At 72.0% G+C, this 18821-nt stretch carries 19 protein-coding genes; 6 read left to right on the forward strand and 13 right to left on the reverse strand.

All coding sequences use genetic code 11. The annotated features are described in order from the left end of the window. Nucleotides 1-16: 16 nt before the first annotated feature. Nucleotides 17-880, forward strand: a complete 864-nt coding sequence (locus tag E1269_RS15750; RefSeq protein WP_131896144.1) for a fumarylacetoacetate hydrolase family protein — start codon at nucleotides 17-19, stop codon at nucleotides 878-880. Nucleotides 881-1048: 168 nt separating this feature from the next. Here E1269_RS15750 and E1269_RS15755 read toward each other — a convergent pair whose 3' ends face one another. From E1269_RS15755 to lysS, 3 genes are all read right to left on the reverse strand, one after another. Next, nucleotides 1049-1384 (reverse strand): histone-like nucleoid-structuring protein Lsr2, encoded by a 336-nt coding sequence (locus E1269_RS15755; protein WP_131896146.1) that lies wholly within the window; start codon nucleotides 1382-1384, stop codon nucleotides 1049-1051. A 76-nt stretch (nucleotides 1385-1460) separates the two neighbouring features. Further along, entirely contained in the window at nucleotides 1461-2030 is a 570-nt protein-coding gene (locus tag E1269_RS15760; RefSeq protein ID WP_131896148.1) for an amino-acid N-acetyltransferase, read from the reverse strand. Beyond that, nucleotides 2027-3478, reverse strand: a complete 1452-nt coding sequence (gene lysS / locus E1269_RS15765; protein ID WP_131896308.1) for a lysine--tRNA ligase — start codon at nucleotides 3476-3478, stop codon at nucleotides 2027-2029. The genes E1269_RS15760 and lysS overlap by 4 nt, the downstream gene beginning before the upstream one ends. A gap of 270 nt (nucleotides 3479-3748) precedes the next feature. On the opposite strand from lysS, the gene E1269_RS15770 reads away from it, so the two are divergent. Further along, complete coding sequence (locus tag E1269_RS15770) at nucleotides 3749-4087, forward strand: STAS domain-containing protein (RefSeq protein ID WP_162606437.1); 339 nt, start codon at nucleotides 3749-3751, stop codon at nucleotides 4085-4087. Here the strand turns inward: E1269_RS15770 and E1269_RS15775 are convergent. Next, nucleotides 4084-5046 (reverse strand): acetylxylan esterase, encoded by a 963-nt coding sequence (locus E1269_RS15775; protein ID WP_131896152.1) that lies wholly within the window; start codon nucleotides 5044-5046, stop codon nucleotides 4084-4086. The two genes, E1269_RS15770 and E1269_RS15775, sit on opposite strands and share 4 nt — an antisense overlap. A gap of 20 nt (nucleotides 5047-5066) precedes the next feature. Then, the gene (locus tag E1269_RS15780; protein ID WP_131896154.1) at nucleotides 5067-6008 is read right to left on the reverse strand and encodes an NAD-dependent epimerase/dehydratase family protein; all 942 of its coding nucleotides are present in this window, start codon (nucleotides 6006-6008) and stop codon (nucleotides 5067-5069) included. 70 nt (nucleotides 6009-6078) lie between these two features. Here E1269_RS15780 and E1269_RS15785 point away from each other — a divergent pair, with 70 nt between their 5' ends. Next, entirely contained in the window at nucleotides 6079-6993 is a 915-nt protein-coding gene (locus tag E1269_RS15785) for an RNA polymerase sigma-70 factor (protein WP_203433676.1), read from the forward strand. Nucleotides 6994-7008: 15 nt separating this feature from the next. Here E1269_RS15785 and E1269_RS15790 read toward each other — a convergent pair whose 3' ends face one another. From E1269_RS15790 to E1269_RS15815, 6 genes are all read right to left on the reverse strand, one after another. Then, complete coding sequence (locus tag E1269_RS15790) at nucleotides 7009-7785, reverse strand: type III pantothenate kinase (RefSeq protein ID WP_131896155.1); 777 nt, start codon at nucleotides 7783-7785, stop codon at nucleotides 7009-7011. 5 nt (nucleotides 7786-7790) lie between these two features. Next, entirely contained in the window at nucleotides 7791-8681 is an 891-nt protein-coding gene (gene nadC / locus E1269_RS15795) for a carboxylating nicotinate-nucleotide diphosphorylase (RefSeq protein WP_203433678.1), read from the reverse strand. A 2-nt stretch (nucleotides 8682-8683) separates the two neighbouring features. Beyond that, nucleotides 8684-10339: an L-aspartate oxidase gene (locus tag E1269_RS15800; protein WP_203433680.1), complete on the reverse strand. Its 1656-nt coding sequence runs from the start codon at nucleotides 10337-10339 to the stop codon at nucleotides 8684-8686. A 114-nt stretch (nucleotides 10340-10453) separates the two neighbouring features. Next, on the reverse strand, nucleotides 10454-11299 hold the full coding sequence (gene panC / locus E1269_RS15805; RefSeq protein ID WP_203433682.1) for a pantoate--beta-alanine ligase: 846 nt from the start codon (nucleotides 11297-11299) through the stop codon (nucleotides 10454-10456). A gap of 20 nt (nucleotides 11300-11319) precedes the next feature. Continuing rightward, the gene (locus E1269_RS15810; protein WP_131896159.1) at nucleotides 11320-12339 is read right to left on the reverse strand and encodes a hypothetical protein; all 1020 of its coding nucleotides are present in this window, start codon (nucleotides 12337-12339) and stop codon (nucleotides 11320-11322) included. After that, nucleotides 12333-12965, reverse strand: a complete 633-nt coding sequence (locus tag E1269_RS15815) for a hypothetical protein (protein ID WP_131896161.1) — start codon at nucleotides 12963-12965, stop codon at nucleotides 12333-12335. Before E1269_RS15815 ends, E1269_RS15810 begins: the two co-directional genes overlap by 7 nt. 115 nt (nucleotides 12966-13080) lie before the next feature. Between E1269_RS15815 and E1269_RS15820 the strand changes: the two genes are divergently transcribed. From E1269_RS15820 to E1269_RS15830, 3 genes are read left to right on the forward strand one after another with little or no spacing between them, the layout of a single operon-like run. Continuing rightward, nucleotides 13081-13875 (forward strand): ABC transporter permease, encoded by a 795-nt coding sequence (locus E1269_RS15820; RefSeq protein ID WP_239000911.1) that lies wholly within the window; start codon nucleotides 13081-13083, stop codon nucleotides 13873-13875. A gap of 4 nt (nucleotides 13876-13879) precedes the next feature. Next, nucleotides 13880-14671 (forward strand): ABC transporter permease, encoded by a 792-nt coding sequence (locus E1269_RS15825; protein WP_131896163.1) that lies wholly within the window; start codon nucleotides 13880-13882, stop codon nucleotides 14669-14671. After that, nucleotides 14668-15663, forward strand: a complete 996-nt coding sequence (locus E1269_RS15830) for an ABC transporter ATP-binding protein (RefSeq protein WP_131896165.1) — start codon at nucleotides 14668-14670, stop codon at nucleotides 15661-15663. Before E1269_RS15825 ends, E1269_RS15830 begins: the two co-directional genes overlap by 4 nt. 20 nt (nucleotides 15664-15683) lie before the next feature. Here the strand turns inward: E1269_RS15830 and E1269_RS15835 are convergent, their stop codons facing one another. Together E1269_RS15835 and E1269_RS15840 are read right to left on the reverse strand one after the other, a co-directional pair. After that, the gene (locus E1269_RS15835; protein ID WP_131896167.1) at nucleotides 15684-16577 is read right to left on the reverse strand and encodes a Rossmann-like and DUF2520 domain-containing protein; all 894 of its coding nucleotides are present in this window, start codon (nucleotides 16575-16577) and stop codon (nucleotides 15684-15686) included. Between the two features lie 57 nt (nucleotides 16578-16634). Further along, nucleotides 16635-18821 carry an FtsX-like permease family protein gene (locus tag E1269_RS15840; protein WP_131896169.1) on the reverse strand — a complete coding sequence of 729 codons (2187 nt, stop codon included), beginning with the start codon at nucleotides 18819-18821 and terminating at the stop codon, nucleotides 16635-16637.

Below are 18821 nucleotides of genomic sequence, written 5' to 3' on the forward strand. Positions count from 1 at the left end.
CCAGGGAGACACGATCATGCAACTGATGCGCATCGGCGAGCCGGGCCAGGAGCGTCCCGCCGCCCGCGGCGACGACGGCACCGTCTACGACCTCGGGCCGCTCACCGGCGACATCGACGGCGCGTTCCTCGCCGACGACGGCATCGGCCGGGCCCGCGCGGCACTGGCCGCCGGCGAGCTGCCGGTGCTGTCCGGCGGAGCCGACGGTGCCGGCGCGCGCATCGGCGCGCCGATCGCCCGGCCGGGAAAGGTCGTGTGCATCGGGCTGAACTACCGCGACCACGCGGCGGAGACCGGCGCCCAGCTGCCGGCCGAGCCGATCATCTTCATGAAGGCGTCCAACACGGTGGTCGGGCCCAACGACACCGTGCTCGTCCCGCGCGGCAGCACCAAGACCGACTGGGAGGTCGAGCTGGGCGTCGTGATCGGCCGGACGGCGCGGTACCTGGAGTCTCCGGAGGAGGCGCTGGGCATCATCGCCGGCTACACCGTCTCCAACGACGTGTCAGAGCGGGAGTTCCAGCTCGAGCGCGGCGGGCAGTGGGACAAGGGGAAGTCGTGCGAGACGTTCAACCCGCTCGGCCCGTGGCTGGTCCCGGCCGACGAGGTCGACGACGCCGGCAAGCTCGGGCTGCGGCTGTGGGTGAACGGCGAGCTGCGCCAGGACGGCACCACAGCGGACCTGATCTTCGGAATCGGTCACGTCATCTGGTACCTGAGCCAGTTCATGGTGCTGGACCCGGGTGACCTGGTGAACACCGGCACCCCGGCCGGCGTTGCCATGGGCATGCCCGGCCAGCCGTACCTGCGCGCAGGCGACGTCGTGGAGCTGGAGATCGACGGCTTGGGCCGCCAGCGCCAGGAGCTGCGCGACGCCTGATCGACGGCGTCTGACGGAGATCGCGGACGCGCAAGGGGCCGGTCGCCCGTTCGGGCGCCGGCCCCTTCCTGCGTGTTCGGCTGAGGGCGTACTCCTCAGCGCGGCCACCGACGGCCTGTTCGTCCGTCCTTCGCACGTCCCCGTGCCATGCGCGAACGGTCAGTGCCGTCAGCCGTGCGCGGACTCGTACTTCGCCAGGATGTCCGACGGGATGCGGCCGCGGTCGGAGACCTTGAGTCCTTGGTCTCGCGCCCACTCACGGATGGCCGTCGTGTCGGTGCGGCTGGACCGTCCACCGGACGCGGCCGCTCGGCCCCGTCCCCGCCGAGCCGAGGCCCTGCGCGCCGACGCCACGTACGGAGCCAGGGTGTCGCGCAGCTTGCCGGCGTTCTTCGCCGACAGGTCTATCTCGTACGAGGCTCCGTCCAAGGCGAAGCTCACGGTCTCGGCGGCTTCTCCACCATCGAGATCGTCGAGCAGAATCACCTGAACCTTTTGCGCCATCGTTGATCCTTCCTGCGGGGTTCACACTGTTGATTTGGCTTGACATCACTATTGTTACGCCCGGGAAGGTGGAATTTCAATTCGTCTGCGGCGCGTCGTGGGAGCCGATTTGTGACGGCCGGCTCATTCGTCGTAGCATCCGCACGTTACCGAGAGTATTCGGCTTCACCCGATCGAGGTCGAGGAACTCGGCGACCCCTTCGTCGGCGGACCGCAACAACTGCGAGTAGACGTCGTCGGCCACCGGCGTGCCTTCTACCCGCTCGAATCCGTGCCGGGCGAAGAAGTCGACCTCGAACGTCAGGCAGAACACCCGCACGACGCCGAGTTCTTCGGCCACTCCGAGCAATCGCTTCAGCAGTGCATGACCCACTCCGTGGCGGCGCCATTCGGGGTCGACGGCCAGTGTGCGAACCTCGGCCAGATCCTCCCACATGACGTGCAGCGCGCCACATCCGACCACGCGGCCGTCACCGGTTTCGGCCACCCAGAACTCCTGGATGTCCTCGTACAATGTGACGGTCTCTTTTGATAGCAGGATCCGCCGTGCTGCGTATCCGTCGAGCAGCCGGCGGATCACCCGTACATCGGCCGTGCGTGCCCGACGCACTCGAATGACCGGCGCGTTATCGGCCGGCTCGGTCATTCCGGCTTCACCAGCGGGAACAGGATGGTCTCGCGAATGCCGACCCCGGTCAGCAGCATGAGGAGTCGGTCGATTCCCAGGCCCATGCCGCCGGTGGGCGGCATCCCGTACTCAATGGCCCGCAGGAAGTCCTCGTCGAGTTGCATCGCCTCGGGGTCGCCGGCCGCGGCCTTGAGCGACTGGGTGGCCAACCGCTCGCGCTGCAGCACCGGGTCGATGAGCTCGCTGTAGGCCACGCCGCACTCGACGCCGCCGACGATCAGGTCCCACGCCTCGACCAGCCGGGGATCGCCACGGTGCGGCCGGGCCAGCGGGCGCACCGACTCCGGGTAGTCGCAGATGAACGTGGGCGGCATGAACGTGTGCTCGGCCAGCTTCTCGAACAGCTCGAGCACGATCTCGCCGTGATCCCACTCGGGATCGAGACGCACCTGGTGCTTGTCGGCCAGGTCGCGCAGCCGCTGGACCGGGGTGTCGATGGTGACCTCGTCGCCGACGGCGTTCGAGACCGCTTCGTGCAGGGTGACCCGCTGCCACGGCGCCTCGAGGTCGATCTCGCCGCCGTGCCCGTCGAAGATCACGGTGCGCCCGATCGCCCGGGCGGCATCGACGACGATGTCGCGAGTCAGCGCCGCCATGCCGTCGTAGTCTTCGTACGCTCCGTAAGCCTCGAGCATGGTGAACTCGGGGCTGTGCGTGGAATCGATACCCTCGTTTCGAAAAATGCGACCGATCTCGTAGACCTTGTCCACACCGCCGACGATGGCTCGTTTGAGGTACAGCTCCAAGGCGATACGCAATGTCATCGGAATATCGAACGCATTGAGGTGCGTATGGAATGGCCGGGCCGCGGCGCCACCGTGGATCAGCTGCAGCACCGGCGTCTCGACCTCGATGTAGCCGTGGCGGTGCAGCGTTTCACGCACCGATCGGGTGACAGTGGCGCGAGTTCGCACCATCTCGCGCGCTGCCGGATTGACGATCAGGTCGGCGTAACGCTGCCGGACCCGGGTTTCCTCATTCAAATCCTTGTGCGCCACCGGCAGGGGCCGCAGTGCCTTGGAAAGCATGATCCAGGTGTCAGCGGTGACCGAGAGCTCGCCGCGCTTGCTGACGATGACCTCACCCTCGACGCCGACGTGATCGCCGATGTCGACCAGATGCTTCCACTGTGCCAAGCTCTCCTCGCCGACGCGGTCCAACGAGAGCATCACCTGGAGTTCGGCGCCATCTCCTTCGCGAAGCCGGGCAAAACAGAGTTTCCCGGTGTTGCGTAGAAAGATCACTCGGCCGGCGACGGCGGCACGGTCGCCGGTTTCGGTGCCCGGCGCGAGATCGGGATAGGCGCTTCGAAGCCCCACGAAGGTGTGCGTGCGGTCGAATCCGAGCCGATATGGCGGAACCCCCGAAGCCAGCAACTCCGCTCGCTTCTCGCGGCGGATGCGCATCTGCTCGGGAACATCCGGACCGGTGGGCGGAGGCACGTCACTCATGAGGGACAAGCCTAGGCGGTGCATCGCGGCGACCGTTCAGGAGCCGGGTGTCGGTATTGCTGAGACCCACAACTGCTGTCACTGTGGGTCATGGAGGATCGTGCGAACCTGCGGCCAACGCAGGGCCGAAGGTCCTCCTTGGCTGCCGGTCCGGCGCTGGCTACGGCCTTTGCATCGGCAGTCTTCGCACGACCCGACATCTGGATGAGGATGGAGGTGAGGTCGATGAGTGCTGTCCAGGTCGTCGACCGAGGCGCCCGCGAGATCGTCGTCTTCCTCGCCGGCGACGTCAGCGGCGAGCCGGCCGATTCCATGCGCGCGGCCGTCGAAGAGGTCAGCCGGCTGGAAGGGCTCAACGCGCTCGACCACGTCGTCGTCGACATGCACCAGGTCACCGAACTGGGCGACGTCGGCGTCGCGTTTCTGCGCGAGCTGTCCGACCGGGGCCGGCGGGCCGGCTTCGAGGTCTCCTTCGCGGCCATGAGCGGACCGGCCCATCGCGCGGTCGAGGCCGGCGGCTGGCGCTTCGCGGAGCACAGCCCCACGCTCGGAGACACCCCCTAGCCGACGAGGACCCGCACGGCCGCGAGGTACCGCTCGGTGTCGGCGGCCTTTCCGGGGTAGTCGGCGTGCCCGGCCGCGAACACCACCAGCTCCTTCCGGCCGGGTATGGCGTTGTGGACGGCGAACTGCCCGGGCGGCGGCACCGCCGGGTCCCAGAGCGCCGGCGCCACCACCATTGGGATGCGCAGCCGGCGCGCCGCCGTCGCGGCATCGAAGAAGCGCAGGACCTCCCGGGCCCGCGGATGCCCGGCGATGTGGTGCCGCACGGCCTCGCCGCTGCCCGTGCAGGGCATCGTCAACCGCAGGTCGTGGTTGCCGAAGCTCGGGACGTGGAGCGCGCCGCCGTCGAACCGGTCGTCCCACGGCAGCGCGAGCGCCCCGATGCCGCCGCCGAAGCTCGAGCTGACGTAGCCAAGGCGTGCCGGCGGCTCGGGCAGCAGGTCGAGCAGCGCCGACGCCGCGCACCAGACGTCCGCGGCGCAGCCGCCGTGCACGTAGGTCTCGACCGACTCGATGCCGTGCAGCACGTGCTCGGCGCCGACCGGCGGGATGCCGGGTACGAGTCCACGCGTGGGCAGCCCGCGCGACGCGGCGAACAGTGCGGCCGTGCCCGGTCCGACCAGGTCCAGCTCCGGCTCCGCGCGCCCGCCGTATCCGTGCCCCACCACCAGCGCGCGCTCGGCGGCGCCGTCGGGCGGCAGGACCAGCCACCCGCCCAGGCGCACCCCGTCCAGCGACGTGAACTCCACGTCGTAGTGGCCCGGCCTGCCGCGCACCGGGCGGACGGCCGGCGCGGTGTCGACGTCGCGGGCCCGCTCGTACAGGCCGGTCCAGAACTCGGCGAAGCCGGCCGGCTCGTCCGGCGCGCCGACCCGCGACAGTGCGGCCAGGTCGTGGCCGTACGTCGCGTCGAACGCATCCGGGCCGAACCACTCGTCGTAGGGCGCCGCGACCGTCACAGCCGGCGATGGTAGCCCGCTCAGCGCGAAATCGCGCGGAACCCCTCACGCCAGCTCGGGTACTGCGGCTTCCAGCCCAGCTCCCGCTTGGCCTTCGCGTTGGACGCGCCGCGCAGCGTCGTCATGAACGTCACGCCGAAATCGCCGATCAGCGGGCGGGCCAGCCACGCCGGCAAATTGAGCGGCGGCTTCGCGCCGAGCGCCGCGGCCAGCGCCGGCAGCATCTGCGCCACCGGGGCGGGGTCGTCGTCGACGACGTTGTAGACGCCCGGCGCCCCGCCCTCGACGGCCGCGAGGGTGGCGCGGGCCGCGTCATCGATGTGCACCACCGTCCACACCGCGGTGCCGCCGCCGACCAGCGGGAAACGCCGCTTGCGGAGCATGCCGGCGACGTCGTCGCCGGTGAGCCCGGTGCCGCGGCCGTAGAAGCTGCCGTAGCGCAGGGCCAACCCGTCGATGCCCGGCGTGGTAGTCGTCACCCGCTCCTGGTACTGGATGGCCTGCAGCGTCTGCCGGCAGGCGGCCGGCGGGTTCGCCTCCAGCGGGTCGTCCTCGGTCTTGACCGGTCCGCCGCTGCGGGCGTTGGGCCAGCCGGTGTAGCTCTGCGCGACGAACCGCCGCACGCCCACCTCGCGGGCGGCGGACAGCAGGTGGTCGGTGCCCTCGGTGCGCAGCCGGTTGGTGGCCGCGAACTCGTCGTCCCAATGCTTCAGGTCGCCGCTGCCGCCGGCGAGCGCTGTCTGCTGCTGGACGATGACGTCCGGAGCGGCCGCCCGGACCGCCCGCAGCACCCCGCCGGCGTCGAGCCCGTCGACGACGACACCCTCGGCGCCGGCGGCACGCAGCTCGGGCACCTTGTCCGGGGAGCGCGTGGTGCCGACGACCTCGTGCCCGGCGCCCACCAGCACGGGGATCAGCGACCGTCCCACGGCGCCGGTGGCGCCGGCCAGGAACACTCTCATCTCAGCTCTCCTCTTCTCGCGACACCCCCTTCGACGTGGCCACCCGCCGTCTTGTGACACGATCGGGACCGTGACCGATCTCGCGGTCTCACACGACCGTCTGCGACCGCTGATGTTCTCCATCGCGTACCGGATGCTCGGGAGCGTCAGCGAGGCCGAAGACGTCGTCCAGGAGGCGTTCCTGCGGATGCACCGCAGCGCGTCCGCCGCGGCCGCCGCGCCGGTGAGGTCGCCGGATGCGTATGCGACCACCGTCACCACTCGACTGGCCATCGACGCGCTGCGCTCGGCGCGCCGCCGGCGCGAACAGTACGTCGGGCCGTGGCTGCCAGAGCCGCTGCTGACCAGCGACGACGACCCCGCCGGCCAGGCAGAGTCGGCCGAGACCCTGTCCACGGCGTTCCTCGTGGTCTTGGAGACGCTGTCGCCGGTGGAACGGGCGGTCTTCCTGCTGCGCGAGGTGTTCGGCTACGGCTACGACGAGATCGCCGCCGTCGTGGAGCGGTCTGAGGCCAACTGCCGGCAGCTCCTGGTCCGGGCCAAGCGACGCATCGACGAGCGACGGCCGCGGTTCGAGCCGTCGCCGGAGCGCCGCGACGCGCTGGCCAAGCGGTTCCTGGCCGCTGTGCGTGACGGTGAGGTCGCGGCGCTGGAACGGATGCTGGCCGAGGACGTCGAGTTCCAGGGCGACGGCGGCGGCAAGGCGGCGGCGGTCCGCAAGCCGATCACCGGCGCGCTCCAGGTGGCCCGGTTCCTGGCGAACCTCGGCCGGCAGGGCGCACAGATCGGCGCCGTCCTCGAGCCGGTCACCGTCAACGGGCAGCCCGGCATGAAGGTCTCCGCGCCCGGCGGCGTCATCGGCGTGCTGTCGCTGACCATCGTCGACGGGCACGTCCAGGGCGTGCACAACCTCATCAACCCCGACAAGCTGCACCACCTCGGCCCGGTCGGCGACCTCGACGCGCTGCTGTCCGCCCGCGGATGAGACCCGCCACCCACGTCAGGCGGGGTGGTTGCGGTCGAAGACCAGGCGCAGACCCATGAGCGTCAACCAGGGCTCGTGGTGATGGATCGTCGCCGACTCGTCGAGCACCAGCGGCGCCAGTCCGCCGGTCGCGATCACCGTCACGCCGTCCAGGCCGACGCCGAGCTCCGCCGCCATCCGGGTGACGATGCCGTCCACCTGGCTGCTGAACCCGTAGAGTGCGCCGGACTGCAGCGCCTCGACGGTGTTCCTGGCGATGACCGACCGGGGCCTGACCAGCTCCACGCGGCGCAGCTGGGCCGCGGCGTTGCGCAGCGCCTCCAGCGAGACGTCGATACCCGGTGCGATTGCGCCGCCGAGGTACTCGCCGCGCGCGGAGACCACGTCGAAGGTGGTGGCGGTGCCGAAGTCGACGACGATGTGCGGCCCGGCGCCGTAGCGGTGCATGGCCGCCAGCGCGTTGACGATCCGGTCGGTCCCGACCTCGCGCGGGTTGTCGGTCAGGATCGGGACGCCGGTCTTGACGCCGGGCTCGACCAGCAGCGACGGCACGTCGCCGTAGTACCGCTGGGTGAGCCGGCGCATCTCGCGCTGCACCACCGGGACCGTCGAGCAGATGGCCACCCCGTCGACCTCGGCGTCGACCCCGACGAACAGGCCGCGCAGCAACGCCATGATCTCGTCGGTGGTCCGGCTGTCGACGGTGGCGACCCGCCAGTGGTGCTCCACCTCGATGCCGTCGAGCAGCCCGATGACGGTCTCGGTGTTGCCGACGTCGATCGCCAGCAGCATGGCCGCTATCGTCCTTCGACGGCGACGACGTCGAGGCCGAGGTCGAGAGCGCGCACGGAGTGGGTGAGGGCGCCGGTGGACAGGTAGTCGACACCGGTGGCGGCGTAGGCGGCGGCCTGACCCAGCGTGAGGCCGCCGCTGACCTCCAGCCGGGCACGTCCGTCGACCGTCTTGACCGCTTCGAGCACCTGGTCGACGGTGAAGTTGTCCAGCAGCACCAGGTCGGCCCCGGCCTCGACCGCCTCGGCCGCCCCGGCAACGTCGTCAACCTCCACCTCGACCGTCAGGCCCGGGTAGCTCTCGCGGACCGCCCGGAACGCCGCGGTGATGCCGCCCGCGGCGGCGATGTGGTTGTCCTTGATCAGCGCCGACTCCGCCAGCGACGAGCGATGGTTCACACCGCCGCCGACCCGGACGGCGTACTTCTCCAGAGAACGCATCAGTGGGGTCGTCTTGCGGGTGTCGCGGACCTCGGCCCGGCTGCCGGCGAGCGCGTCGACCCACGCACGGGTGGCGGTGGCGATGCCGGAGAGTCGGCAGGCCAGGTTCAGCGCGGTCCGCTCGGCCAGCAGCAGCGCCCGGGTACGACCGTGCACGGTCAGCATGTTGGTGCCGGCCGGCACCTGGGCGCCGTCGGCGACGTGCCGCTCGAGCTCGATACCGGCGTCGACCGCGGCGAAGACAGCTTCGGCCACCGGCAGCCCGGCGAGCACACCGGCCTCCCGGGCCGCCAGTACCGCGACCGCCCGCTGCTCTGCCGGCACGGTGGCGGCGGTGGTGACGTCCTCACCGCCGTCGAGGTCCTCCTCCAGCGTGGCCCGGATCAGGTCCTCGACGTACGCAGGATCGAGACCCGCCTCGCGCAGGGCGAGCGTCACGGCCTCGGGCAGACTCATCATTACTCCTTCATGGGTTCATATGTCGTCGTGAGGACGCCGTCCGGGTCGAGGACGCTGACCAGGTGGCCGCGCCAACGCGTGTCGTCACGTTCCGGGAAGTCCTCACGCCAGTGGCCGCCGCGCGTCTCCTCCCGCAACGCGGCGTGCCGACCGAGCGTAACGGCCACAGTGTGGAGATTTGTGGTCTCCCAGGAATCCGGCGTCATTCCGTCGTCCACACGGCCGACGCCCATGGTGGCCAGCCGGGCGGCGAGCGTCGTCAGCGACGCCTCCGACCGGAGCACCCCGGCGCCGGCGGTCATGGCCGACTGGACGAACGGGCGGGCGTCGGCGTCGAGCAAACCGACCGGTCCGCCGCGCTCGACCGGGTCACCGGGGTGGGCATCGCCCAGCGACGACGCGAGGTCCTCGGCGATCCGGTGCCCCCACACCAGTCCTTCCAGCAGCGAGTTGGACGCCAGCCGGTTCGCGCCGTGCACGCCGGTGCACGACACCTCCCCGCAGGCGTACAGGCCCGGCACGCTGGTCCGGCCGCGCCGGTCGGTGCGCACGCCGCCGCTGGCGTAGTGCTGCGCGGGCGCCACCGGCACCAGGTCGGTGGCCGGGTCGATGCCGTACGAACGACAGCGGGCGACGATCGTCGGGAACCGCTCGGCCAGGAACTCACCTCCGAGGTGCCGCGCGTCGAGCCAGACGTGCTCGGCGCCGGTCTCGGCCATGGCGGTGACGACGCCCTTGGCGACGACGTCGCGCGGCGCGAGTTCGGCCAGCTCGTGCCGGCCGACCATGAACCGGCGGCCCTCGACGTCGCGGAGCACCGCGCCCTCGCCGCGGACCGCCTCGGAGATCAGCGGCTGCTGGCCCTTGGCCGAGCGGCCCAGCCACAGCACGGTCGGGTGGAACTGCACGAACTCCAGGTCGGCCACCGCGGCACCGGCACGCAGCGCCACCGCGACGCCGTCGCCGGTGGAGACCGGCGGGTTGGTGGTCGACGCGTAGACCTGGCCGAGGCCGCCGGTGGCCAGCACGACAGCCCGGCCGAGCGCGGCGCCGACCCCGCTCTGCGTGCCCTCGCCGATGACGTGCAGGGTCACCCCGCAGGCGCGGCCGGACGCGTCGGTGAGGATGTCGGTGACCAGGGCGTGCTCGTAGACCTCGATCTGCGGGTCCTCGCGGATCGCCTCCAGCGCATCCAGAAGCGCACGAGAGATCTCCTTGCCGGTGGCGTCGCCGCCGGAGTGCGCGATGCGGTCGCGGTGGTGCCCGCCCTCGCGGGTGAGCGCGATGGACCCGTCGGCGGCCAGCTCGAACTCCGCGCCGAGCTCGACCAGCTCGCGCACCCGCCGGGGCCCTTCGGTGACGAGCGTGCGCACGGCGTCTTCTTCACACAGGCCTACGCCGGCCACCAGCGTGTCGCGCAGGTGCTGCTCGGGGCTGTCCTCCGGGCCGAGCGCAGCGGCGATGCCGCCCTGCGCCCACGCGGTGGCGCTGTCGGCCAGGCGGGTCTTCGTCACCAGCAGCACCCGGCCGGCCTTGCGCGCTTCGAGGGCCGCGGTCAGCCCGGCGATGCCGCTGCCGACCACGACGACGTCGGCGGACACCGTCCACCCGGGCGCCTCGGTGCGCAGCCGACGCGCGATGCGTACTCCGGTCACGCCGGGAAAGCCTACGACGGTGTGGGCGTTTCCCCTACCTCGCGCCCACTGGGCGACATGGAGCCGGCCCGGGCCGCCCAGGCGGCCGGAGAGAACCTGCTCGTCCAGCCCTGACTAAGGCAGCTCGATTGCGGCGTTGTCGATCAGTCGAGTTCCGCGGCCCACCCTCGCTGCCACCAGCAGTCTCGCCGGGCCGTGCTCCGGCGCCGGTTCGAGCCGCGGTCCGCGAAGCTCCAGATAGTCGACGGCGACGGCGTCGGGCTTCAGCTCCGCGGCCGCGGCGGCGACGACGGCGTCCGGACCGGAGCCGGCCGCGTCGGCGCCGGCGCGAAGGGCCCGCGACAGCGCCAGCGCCGCTGTGTGCTCCTCGTCGGACAGGTAGCGGTTGCGGCTGGACAGCGCCAGGCCGTCGGCCTCGCGGACGGTCGGCACGCCGACGATCTGGTAAGGCAGCTCCAGGTCGGCCACCATCCGGCGGATCAGCGTGAGCTGCTGGTAATCCTTCTCACCGAAGACGGCATAGGTCGGCACGGTGAGGTTGAGCAACTTGGCCACCACGGTCAGGACGCCGGCGAAGTGCCCGGGACGGACCGCGCCCTCCAACTCGCGCCCCAGCGTTCCGGGCTCGACGGTGACCACGGGCTGGCCGCCGGGATACAGCTCGGCGTCGTCGGGCGCGAAGACGAGGTCGACCCCCTCGTCGGCGCAGGCCGCGAGGTCGGACTCGAACGTGCGCGGATAGCGCTCGAGGTCCTCGCCCGGGCCGAACTGCAGCGGGTTGACGAAGATCGTGACGATGACGGAGCCGTCGCCGCCCACGAGGTCGCGGGCGGCGCGTATGAGGGCGCGATGACCATCGTGCAGCGCGCCCATGGTCATGACCACGGAGCTGACGGTGTCGGCCGCCGCCAGGGCGTCGGCGAGCTGGTCGCGGGTGCGGGCTACCACCGGGCCGGTCACGCGGCCCAGCGTAGCCGCCGTCAGTCGGTGACGACCGCCTGGACCTCGGCCACCGGGACATCGAACGTCGCGGACGTCGTCTGCGGGTCCAGCGGGCCCTGCGGCTCGCCGTTGGCGAACCACTCGATGTCCCACTGGCTCTCGGCCAGCACCCGAGACACCTGGCCCGGCTGGTTCGCGCTGGAGCGGGTGAACGTCAGCGAGCAGTCCGTCGTCGCACCCTCGGACCAGGGAACCCCGGTGCCGGTGCACGACACGGGCGCGGCGTTCGCGGCGGAGAAGTTCATCGAACCCAGGACCGCTACGACCCGGGCGACGTTGTCGCCGGCCTGGGCGTTGACCTCCAGCGTGACCGGGCCATCGTCGAGCCACAGCCAGGTCGGAACGTTCACGATGGTGGCGCCGTCGCCGTCGCGCCGAGGGTTCCAGGCGATCTCGGGTTCCGGCAGCGTCATCTCGTCGTAGGCGACCTCCATGAGCAGCTCCGGCGGGATGTCCGGCACCGGCGGCTGCTCGTTCAGCTCGACGTAGACGGGGTGATGCTCGGCGAACCAGTCGGTGGCGTACTGCTGGAAGTCGTCGAGCGACCCTTCATAGTTCTCCGACGAGCACGCCGTGAGCCACCATTCGCCCTCGGTGTCGTCCTTGTACTGCTCGTAGTTGGGCCACGGCTCGTACGGCTCACGGTCCGGCGTCGGCATGTTGTCGTAGTACCCGCTCTCGACCTGGTCGTAGTACTCCTTGCCGGTCAGCGACGAGGCCCAGTAGAAGCACGGCGGCATCACGTAGACCGTCTCGGCAGGGATCTCGTAGCCCTCGTCGCCCGCCGTGGTGCCCGAACCCCACACGGTGATACTGACGGTGCCGTTGCCGGACTCGGCGTCGGAGCCGTCGTCGTCGCAGCCGCCGGTGCCGCAGCGCGGCGCCGGCTCGGCGGGGGTCGGAGTGGCGGCCACCAGCGCCGGTGCGGCGACGGCGACCAGGACGGTGGTCAACCCGAGCGCGGCGCGCCGGGCCGTCAGGCGAAGGTTCGTCAGCATGACTGGTCCTCGTGGAAGGTGTTCTCGTTGACCATCCAGCCCGTGCCGCCGCTGTTCGCGACGACCACCTGGATCGGCATCACTGGATGTTCGTCGATGCCGTCCACCGGGCGCTCCTCGCCGTCGTCGATGATCGTGAGCGCCGAAGCGTCCGCGCACCCACCGAGGACGACGACGTTGTCGCCGGACTGCTCGACGGTCAGCGTGATGGTCATCTCGCCGCTGTACCGGATTCCGTTCTCGACCTGGTAGTCCAGGGATCCCTGGGTGTCCTCGACGACGCTCGGCACCGCCAGGACCGGCAGCCGCTCGCTGAGCTGGACCTCCCGCAGCGTGCGCCGCCACTCGCGCGCGAACTCGACGTAGACGGCCAGCGCCGTCGCCTCGAGGTCGTTGGCGGCCGCCGGCTCGACGATGGTGAGACCCGCCTCCGGGAAGGCGTGCTCGGTGGGCTCGGCCGGGTCCGTGGTCGGCGTCGTCTCGGCCTCGGTGGGTGTCGCGGCGGTGGGTTCCGTGGTGTCGCTGCCCAGACCGGTCGGTTCCTCGGCGCCGCCACCGCACGCACCCAGGATGACAAGGACAGCAGCTGCCGAACTCAGGGCCCCAAGGGCCGATCCGGTCCTCACGCGCCGTTCTCCCCGTGGCCGTCGCTGCGTCGTCTCGTGCGTCCCTGCGTGCCCGGCGGCACCGTAGCACAAATCCCATGACGCCGAGACATGGGACGTGTACTGTTGCCCGACTGTGCGCCTGTTTGCCGCCTTCGTAGCTATGGGATTCCGGCGGTGGTCCACATACCGGCTGGCCACGGCGGCCGGCGCCTTCACCAACACGGTGTTCGGCCTCATCAAGGCCTCCATCACCGTCGCCACGGTCGGTGCCGCCGGTGGAACGCTGGCCGGCTACGACGCCGTCACGGGCGCCACGTACGCCTGGGTGGTGCAGGCGCTGGTCGCTCCGGTCAACGTCTTCCACTGGAGCGAGCTGGCGCAGCGGGTCCGTGACGGCGACGTCGCGGTCGACCTCGCCAGGCCGGTGGACCCGCAGTTCGCGTACCTGGCGTCGTTCCTCGGCCGGGGCGCCTACCAGTTCCTGCCCCGAGCCCTCCCGCCGCTGCTGACCGGCGCGCTGACCACCGGGCTGGCGCTGCCGCTGGCGCCGCTGCCGTACCTCCTCGGCGCGGTCAGCGTCCTCCTCGCCGTCGCGCTCTCGTTCGCGTGCTGGTGGATCGTGAACCTCACCGCGTTCTGGGTGGTGGAGCTGCGTGGCCTCATCACGCTGTACGTCGTCGCCATGAGCGTGCTGTCCGGGCTCATCATTCCGGTGCACTGGTTCCCCGGCTGGCTGGCCACCGTCGCCGACCTGACGCCGTTCCCCTCGCTGCTGCAGGCGCCGGTCGACGTGATCATGGGCCGGGTCGAGGGGACCGAGGCCCTGGGCGTCCTTGCTGTCCAGGCCGGCTGGCTGCTCGGGATGCTGCTGTTGGGCCGGCTGGTGTTCGCCCGCGGCGCCGCCAAGCTGGTGGTCCAGGGTGGCTGAGCGAATGCGTGCCTACCGCGTGCTGCTCGGGTCGCGGATGCGCTCGCAGACGGCGTACCGGCGCTCGTTCGCCTTCGACATCCTGGGCAGCGTGGGCATCGGCGTGGTCGAGTTCGCCGAGGTCTACATCATCTTCACCAACGTGGACGTGCTCGGTGAGCTGGACTTCGCCGCGGCGGCCCTGCTGTTCGCCCTGGCCAACGTGGGGTTCAGCGTCGCTGACATGGTGGTCGGCCACGTGGACCGGCTGCCGGCCTACCTGCGCGAGGGGACGCTCGACGCGTTCCTGCTGCGGCCGCTGCCGGTGCTGGCGCAGCTGATCACCAGCGACATCTCGCTGCGCCGGCTGGGCCGCACCGGCGTGGCCACCGCCGTCTTCGCGGTCGCGCTGCCGCTGAATGACATCGTGTGGACACCCGCGACGGTGACCCTCGTGGTGGTCGCGCCGGTGACCGCGGCCGCGATCTTCGCCGCGCTGTTCGTGTGCGCGGCGGCCATCCAGTTCTGGCTGGTCGAAGGTGGGGAGTTCGCCAACGCGTTCACCTATGGCGGTGCCTACGCCTCGGAGTACCCGGCCAGCATCTACAGCCTGCCGATGCGGCTGCTGTTCTCCTTCGTCGTCCCCGCGGCGTTCGCGGCCTACCTGCCGCTGCTGGTGCTGCTGGACTTGCCCGGCCCGGCCGGGTTGCCGCAGTGGCTCGGCTGGTGCACTCCGCTCGCCGCGGCCGTCATCTGGGCCGTCGCCCTGGCCGGCTGGCGTGCCGGCCTGCGCCACTACACGGGAGCCGGATCGTGACCGAGCCGATCATCAGCGTGCGTGACCTGCGCCGCGAGTTCGTCGTCCGCTCACCTGCCGGCCGGCTGCGGCGCACGCGCACCGTCGTCGCCGCCGTCGACGGGTTGAGCTTCGACCTCGAGGCGGGGTCGGCGGTCGGTTACATCGGCGCCAACGGCGCCGGCAAGTCGACGACCATCAAGATGCTCACCGGCATCCTGGTACCGACCGCCGGGACGGTGCGGACCTGCGGCCTGGAGCCCATCCGCCGTCGTCGCGAACTGGCCCGGCAGATCGGCGTCGTGTTCGGACAGCGCAGCCAGCTGTGGTGGGACCTCCCGCTGCGCGAGTCGTTCCGGACACTGGCGGCGATCCACCGGCTGCCGACGGCGTCCTGGCCGGCCCGGCGCGACGAGCTGGTGGAGCGGCTGGACCTGGGGTCGTTCATGGACACCCCGGTGCGCCAGCTCTCCCTCGGCCAGCGCATCCGCGGTGAGATCGCCGCCGCGCTGCTGCACTCGCCACCGCTGCTGATCCTCGACGAGCCCACCATCGGCCTGGACGTGCTGAGCAAGGAGCGGCTGCGGGTCTTCCTGGCCGAGCAGCGCGCGCTGCACGGCACCACGCTGCTGCTGACCACGCACGACATGGACGACGTGCAACGGCTCACCGAGCGGATCATCGTGGTGGATCACGGGCGGTGCGTCTACGACGGGACGCTGACCGGCCTGGTGGCCCGGGTCGGCGCCGAGCGGGTCATGGCGGTGGACCTGGCCGAACCGGTCACGTCACTGGGCGAGATATCCGGGACGCGGACGGTGGCGGTGGAGTCCGACGGGCTGCGGCACCGGCTGGCGTTCGCGCCGGAGCGGACGACGGCGGGCGCGATCCTGGAGGCTCTCGGCCGGCGGGCACAGGTGCGCGACCTGGCGATCGAGGAGCCCGACATCGAGGACGTCGTGCGCCGGCTCTACCTGTCCCAGACACGGACCCCGCGAAGCCCTTCCCCGTAGTCGCGCGGAAAGCGCCGTTGTCAGTCCGGGGCGGGCGGTTCGGCGAGGACGTCGAGCAGCGCCTCCGCGTCGCTGGCCTTGAGGCGGCCGTCGGCCAGGGCACGGGCGGCGGTGCGCCGGGCCAGCGCCGCATAGGCGCCGGCGGCCTCCGGCAGCGCGGCGGTGATCTCGCGCAGGTGGCTGTCGACGGTGCCGGCGTCGCCGCGGGCGACCGGGCCGGTGAGCGCCTCGTCGCCCTGGCGCAGGCTGTTGTCGAGCGCGGCGGACAGCAGCGGCGCGAGCATCCGGTCCGGCTCGTCGACTCCGGCCGAGCGCAGCAGGTCCATGGCGTCGTTGATCAGCGTCACCAGATGGTTGGCGCCGTGGGCCAGCGCCGCGTGGTAGAGCGCGCGGCGCTCCTCCGCGACCCGGATCGGCTCGGAGCCCATTTCGACCACCAGTGCCTCGGCCACCGGCCACAGCGGCTCCGGCGCGGTGACCCCGAAGGTCGCGCCGGACAGCCGCTGCAGGTCGACCGACGTGCCGGTGAACGTCATGGCCGGGTGAAGGGCCAGCGGCAGGGCACCCGCGCGGGTGGCCGGGTCCAGGACCCCGACTCCGTACCGTCCGCTGGTGTGCACGATCAGCTGGCCGGCCCGGATCTCGCGGGTCCTGGCCAGCCCTTCGACCAGGCCGGGCAGGGCGTCGTCGGGGACCGTGAGCAGCACCAGCCCGGACCGCGCGAGCACCCTTGGAACGTCGAGCAGCGGCACGCCGGGCAGCAGGGCGTCGGCGCGGGTACGACTGGTCAAGGAGACCCCGTACCCGGCCACGACGTGATGGCCGGCCCGGGCGAGCGCCGCACCGAGCACCGCGCCGACCCGCCCGGTGCCGACGACGCCCACGTCCAGGCGCGCCGGCCGTTCCTCCGTCACAAATCACAGGCTAGGCCACCGCGGCGTGGAATCCGCGGCCGGCGCGGCGGCCGGCGATCACTCCGCCGCCAGCGCCGTCACCGGAGCGGTACGAGCCGCCCGCCGGCCGGGCACGAGCGACGCCAGCACGCCCAGCGCGACCGCCACCACGGCGCTCAGCGCGAGCAGTCCCCACGGCACCACGAACACCAGCTCGTCGACGCTGAGCACCGCGGCCCAGGCGAACAACGCCCCCGCGGCGGTGCCGAGCACGGCCGCCACCGCGCCCATGAGTGCCGCCTCGACGCCCAGGAGGATGCGGGTCTGCCGGCGGGTCAGGCCCAGCGCCCGCAGCAGCCCGATCTCGCGGGTGCGCTCGTGCACCGACAGCGACAGCGTGTTCGCGATCCCGATGAACGCGATCACCAGCGCCAGCGCCAGGACACCCAGCACCACGTTGACGGCGTCGTCGAGGTCCTCGTTCAGCTCGGTCCGCCGGTCGACGAGGCTCTCGACCGACAGCTCCTGCAGGTCGTGGGTCGCCTCGAGGATCGCGGCCCGGGCCGCCTCGCCGTCGTCGCCGTCGGGTACGTCCACGGCCAGCCCGCCGCCCGCCGTCTCCGCGACCGCGCCGGTCTCGGGCAGGTTCTCGATGGCCCGAACGGCGCCGGCCGGCACGTCGCCCTCGCCGGCCCAGTGGACGACGAGGTCGGCCGGCAGCTGCCCGTCGACCACGACGTCGACGCTGCCGCGCGACGACTCGGCGACGGTGACGAAGCCGGCCACCGTCGTGACCCCGATCAGCAGCGCCGCCGTGGTGGCCGCCACCCGGCGCGGGTTGCGCACCGCGTTGCCGGTGGCCAGCTCCGCGGTCGACCTGGCGGCGCCGGCCAGCCGCGCGGTGCCCGCGCCGAGCGCGCGCACCAGTGGCGGCACCACCAGCGGCCCGAGCACCAGCAGGCCGAGGAAGCAGACGGCGGCGCCGACGACCACCGCCACCAGCCCGGTGTCCGGCGACACCGGACCGGCGCCGGCGATCAGCAGCAACGCGCCGGCGGCCATCGCGAGCAGCCCGGACCCGGCGCGGACCCGGCCGACGGTCCGGCTGTCGGCGCCGTCGGGAACCGTGTGCAGGGCCGCCAGCGGCGAGACGCGGGTGGCGATCCGGGCCGGTGGCACGGCGGACCCGACCGTCACCAGCACACCGACCACCAGCGACCAGACCACCGACGACGGCGACACGACCAGCGGCGCCCTACCCGGGCCGGAATCGATGACCGTCGCCGTAACCAGCGCGGCGACGGCGCCGAGACCGACGCCCGCGACGCTGCCGGCGATCCCGATTGCAACCGACTCGGCCAGCAGGCCGCGCAGCACCTGGCGCCGGGTCGCGCCGACGGTCCGCAACAGCGCCAGCTCGCGCGTGCGCGCTGCGATGAGGATGCGGAAGATGTTGGCGATGACGAACGCGGCGACCAGCAACGACACCGCCCCGAGCATCAGCAGCGGGAGGCGCAGCTCGCCGCCGGTCAGCGCGGATCGATCGGCCACCAGCTGCGCCAGCTCACCGCCGGAGAGCACCCGGTCGGCCCCGTCGAGGGCGGCCAGCTCGGCGCGGACCTGGCCGGTGTCCGTGCCCGGCTCCAGCCGGAGGTCCACCCGGTCGGCGCCGGCGGGCTCGGCTAACCGGCCCACCCCGCCGTAGGTGGCGTACAGCTCGGGATCGAGCCGGGTCGGTGACGGTGGCTCAACCAGGCCGACCACCGTCAGCTCCGCCGGTGCGCCGGAGTCCATGGCGGCGACGGCGAACGTCTCGCCGGGCTCGACGCCGGCGCGCGCCGCCGTCCGGGTGTCCAGGACGACCTCGTCGTCCGCGGCCGGCGCCCGTCCCTCCGTCAATGCCAGGCCGGCCAGCTCGGCGTCGTCCGGCACCGCGGACAGCCGAGCGGACGAGAGCGGATCGATCCGGCCGTCCGGGTCGACCGTCTTGACGCCGACCTCTCGGCGCGGCGCGGCCGCCGCGACGCCGTCGATCCCGGCGACGTCGGTGGCGGCCGCTTCGTCGAGGTACTCCCCCGTGGCCGCCAGCACCGTGAGGTCGACACCGGCGACGGTGTCGGCGAGCCGGTCGATCCGGGCGCGGTCCAGCGAGTCGGTCAGCATCAGCGTCGCCGCGGTGAATCCGACAGACAGCACCACGACCAGTCCGGTCAGGCCGAGCCGCGGCAGGTGGGCGCGCAGGCCCGCGACGATCACACCACGCAC

Source organism: Jiangella asiatica (genome assembly GCF_004349065.1).
GTDB classification, from domain to species: domain Bacteria; phylum Actinomycetota; class Actinomycetes; order Jiangellales; family Jiangellaceae; genus Jiangella; species Jiangella asiatica.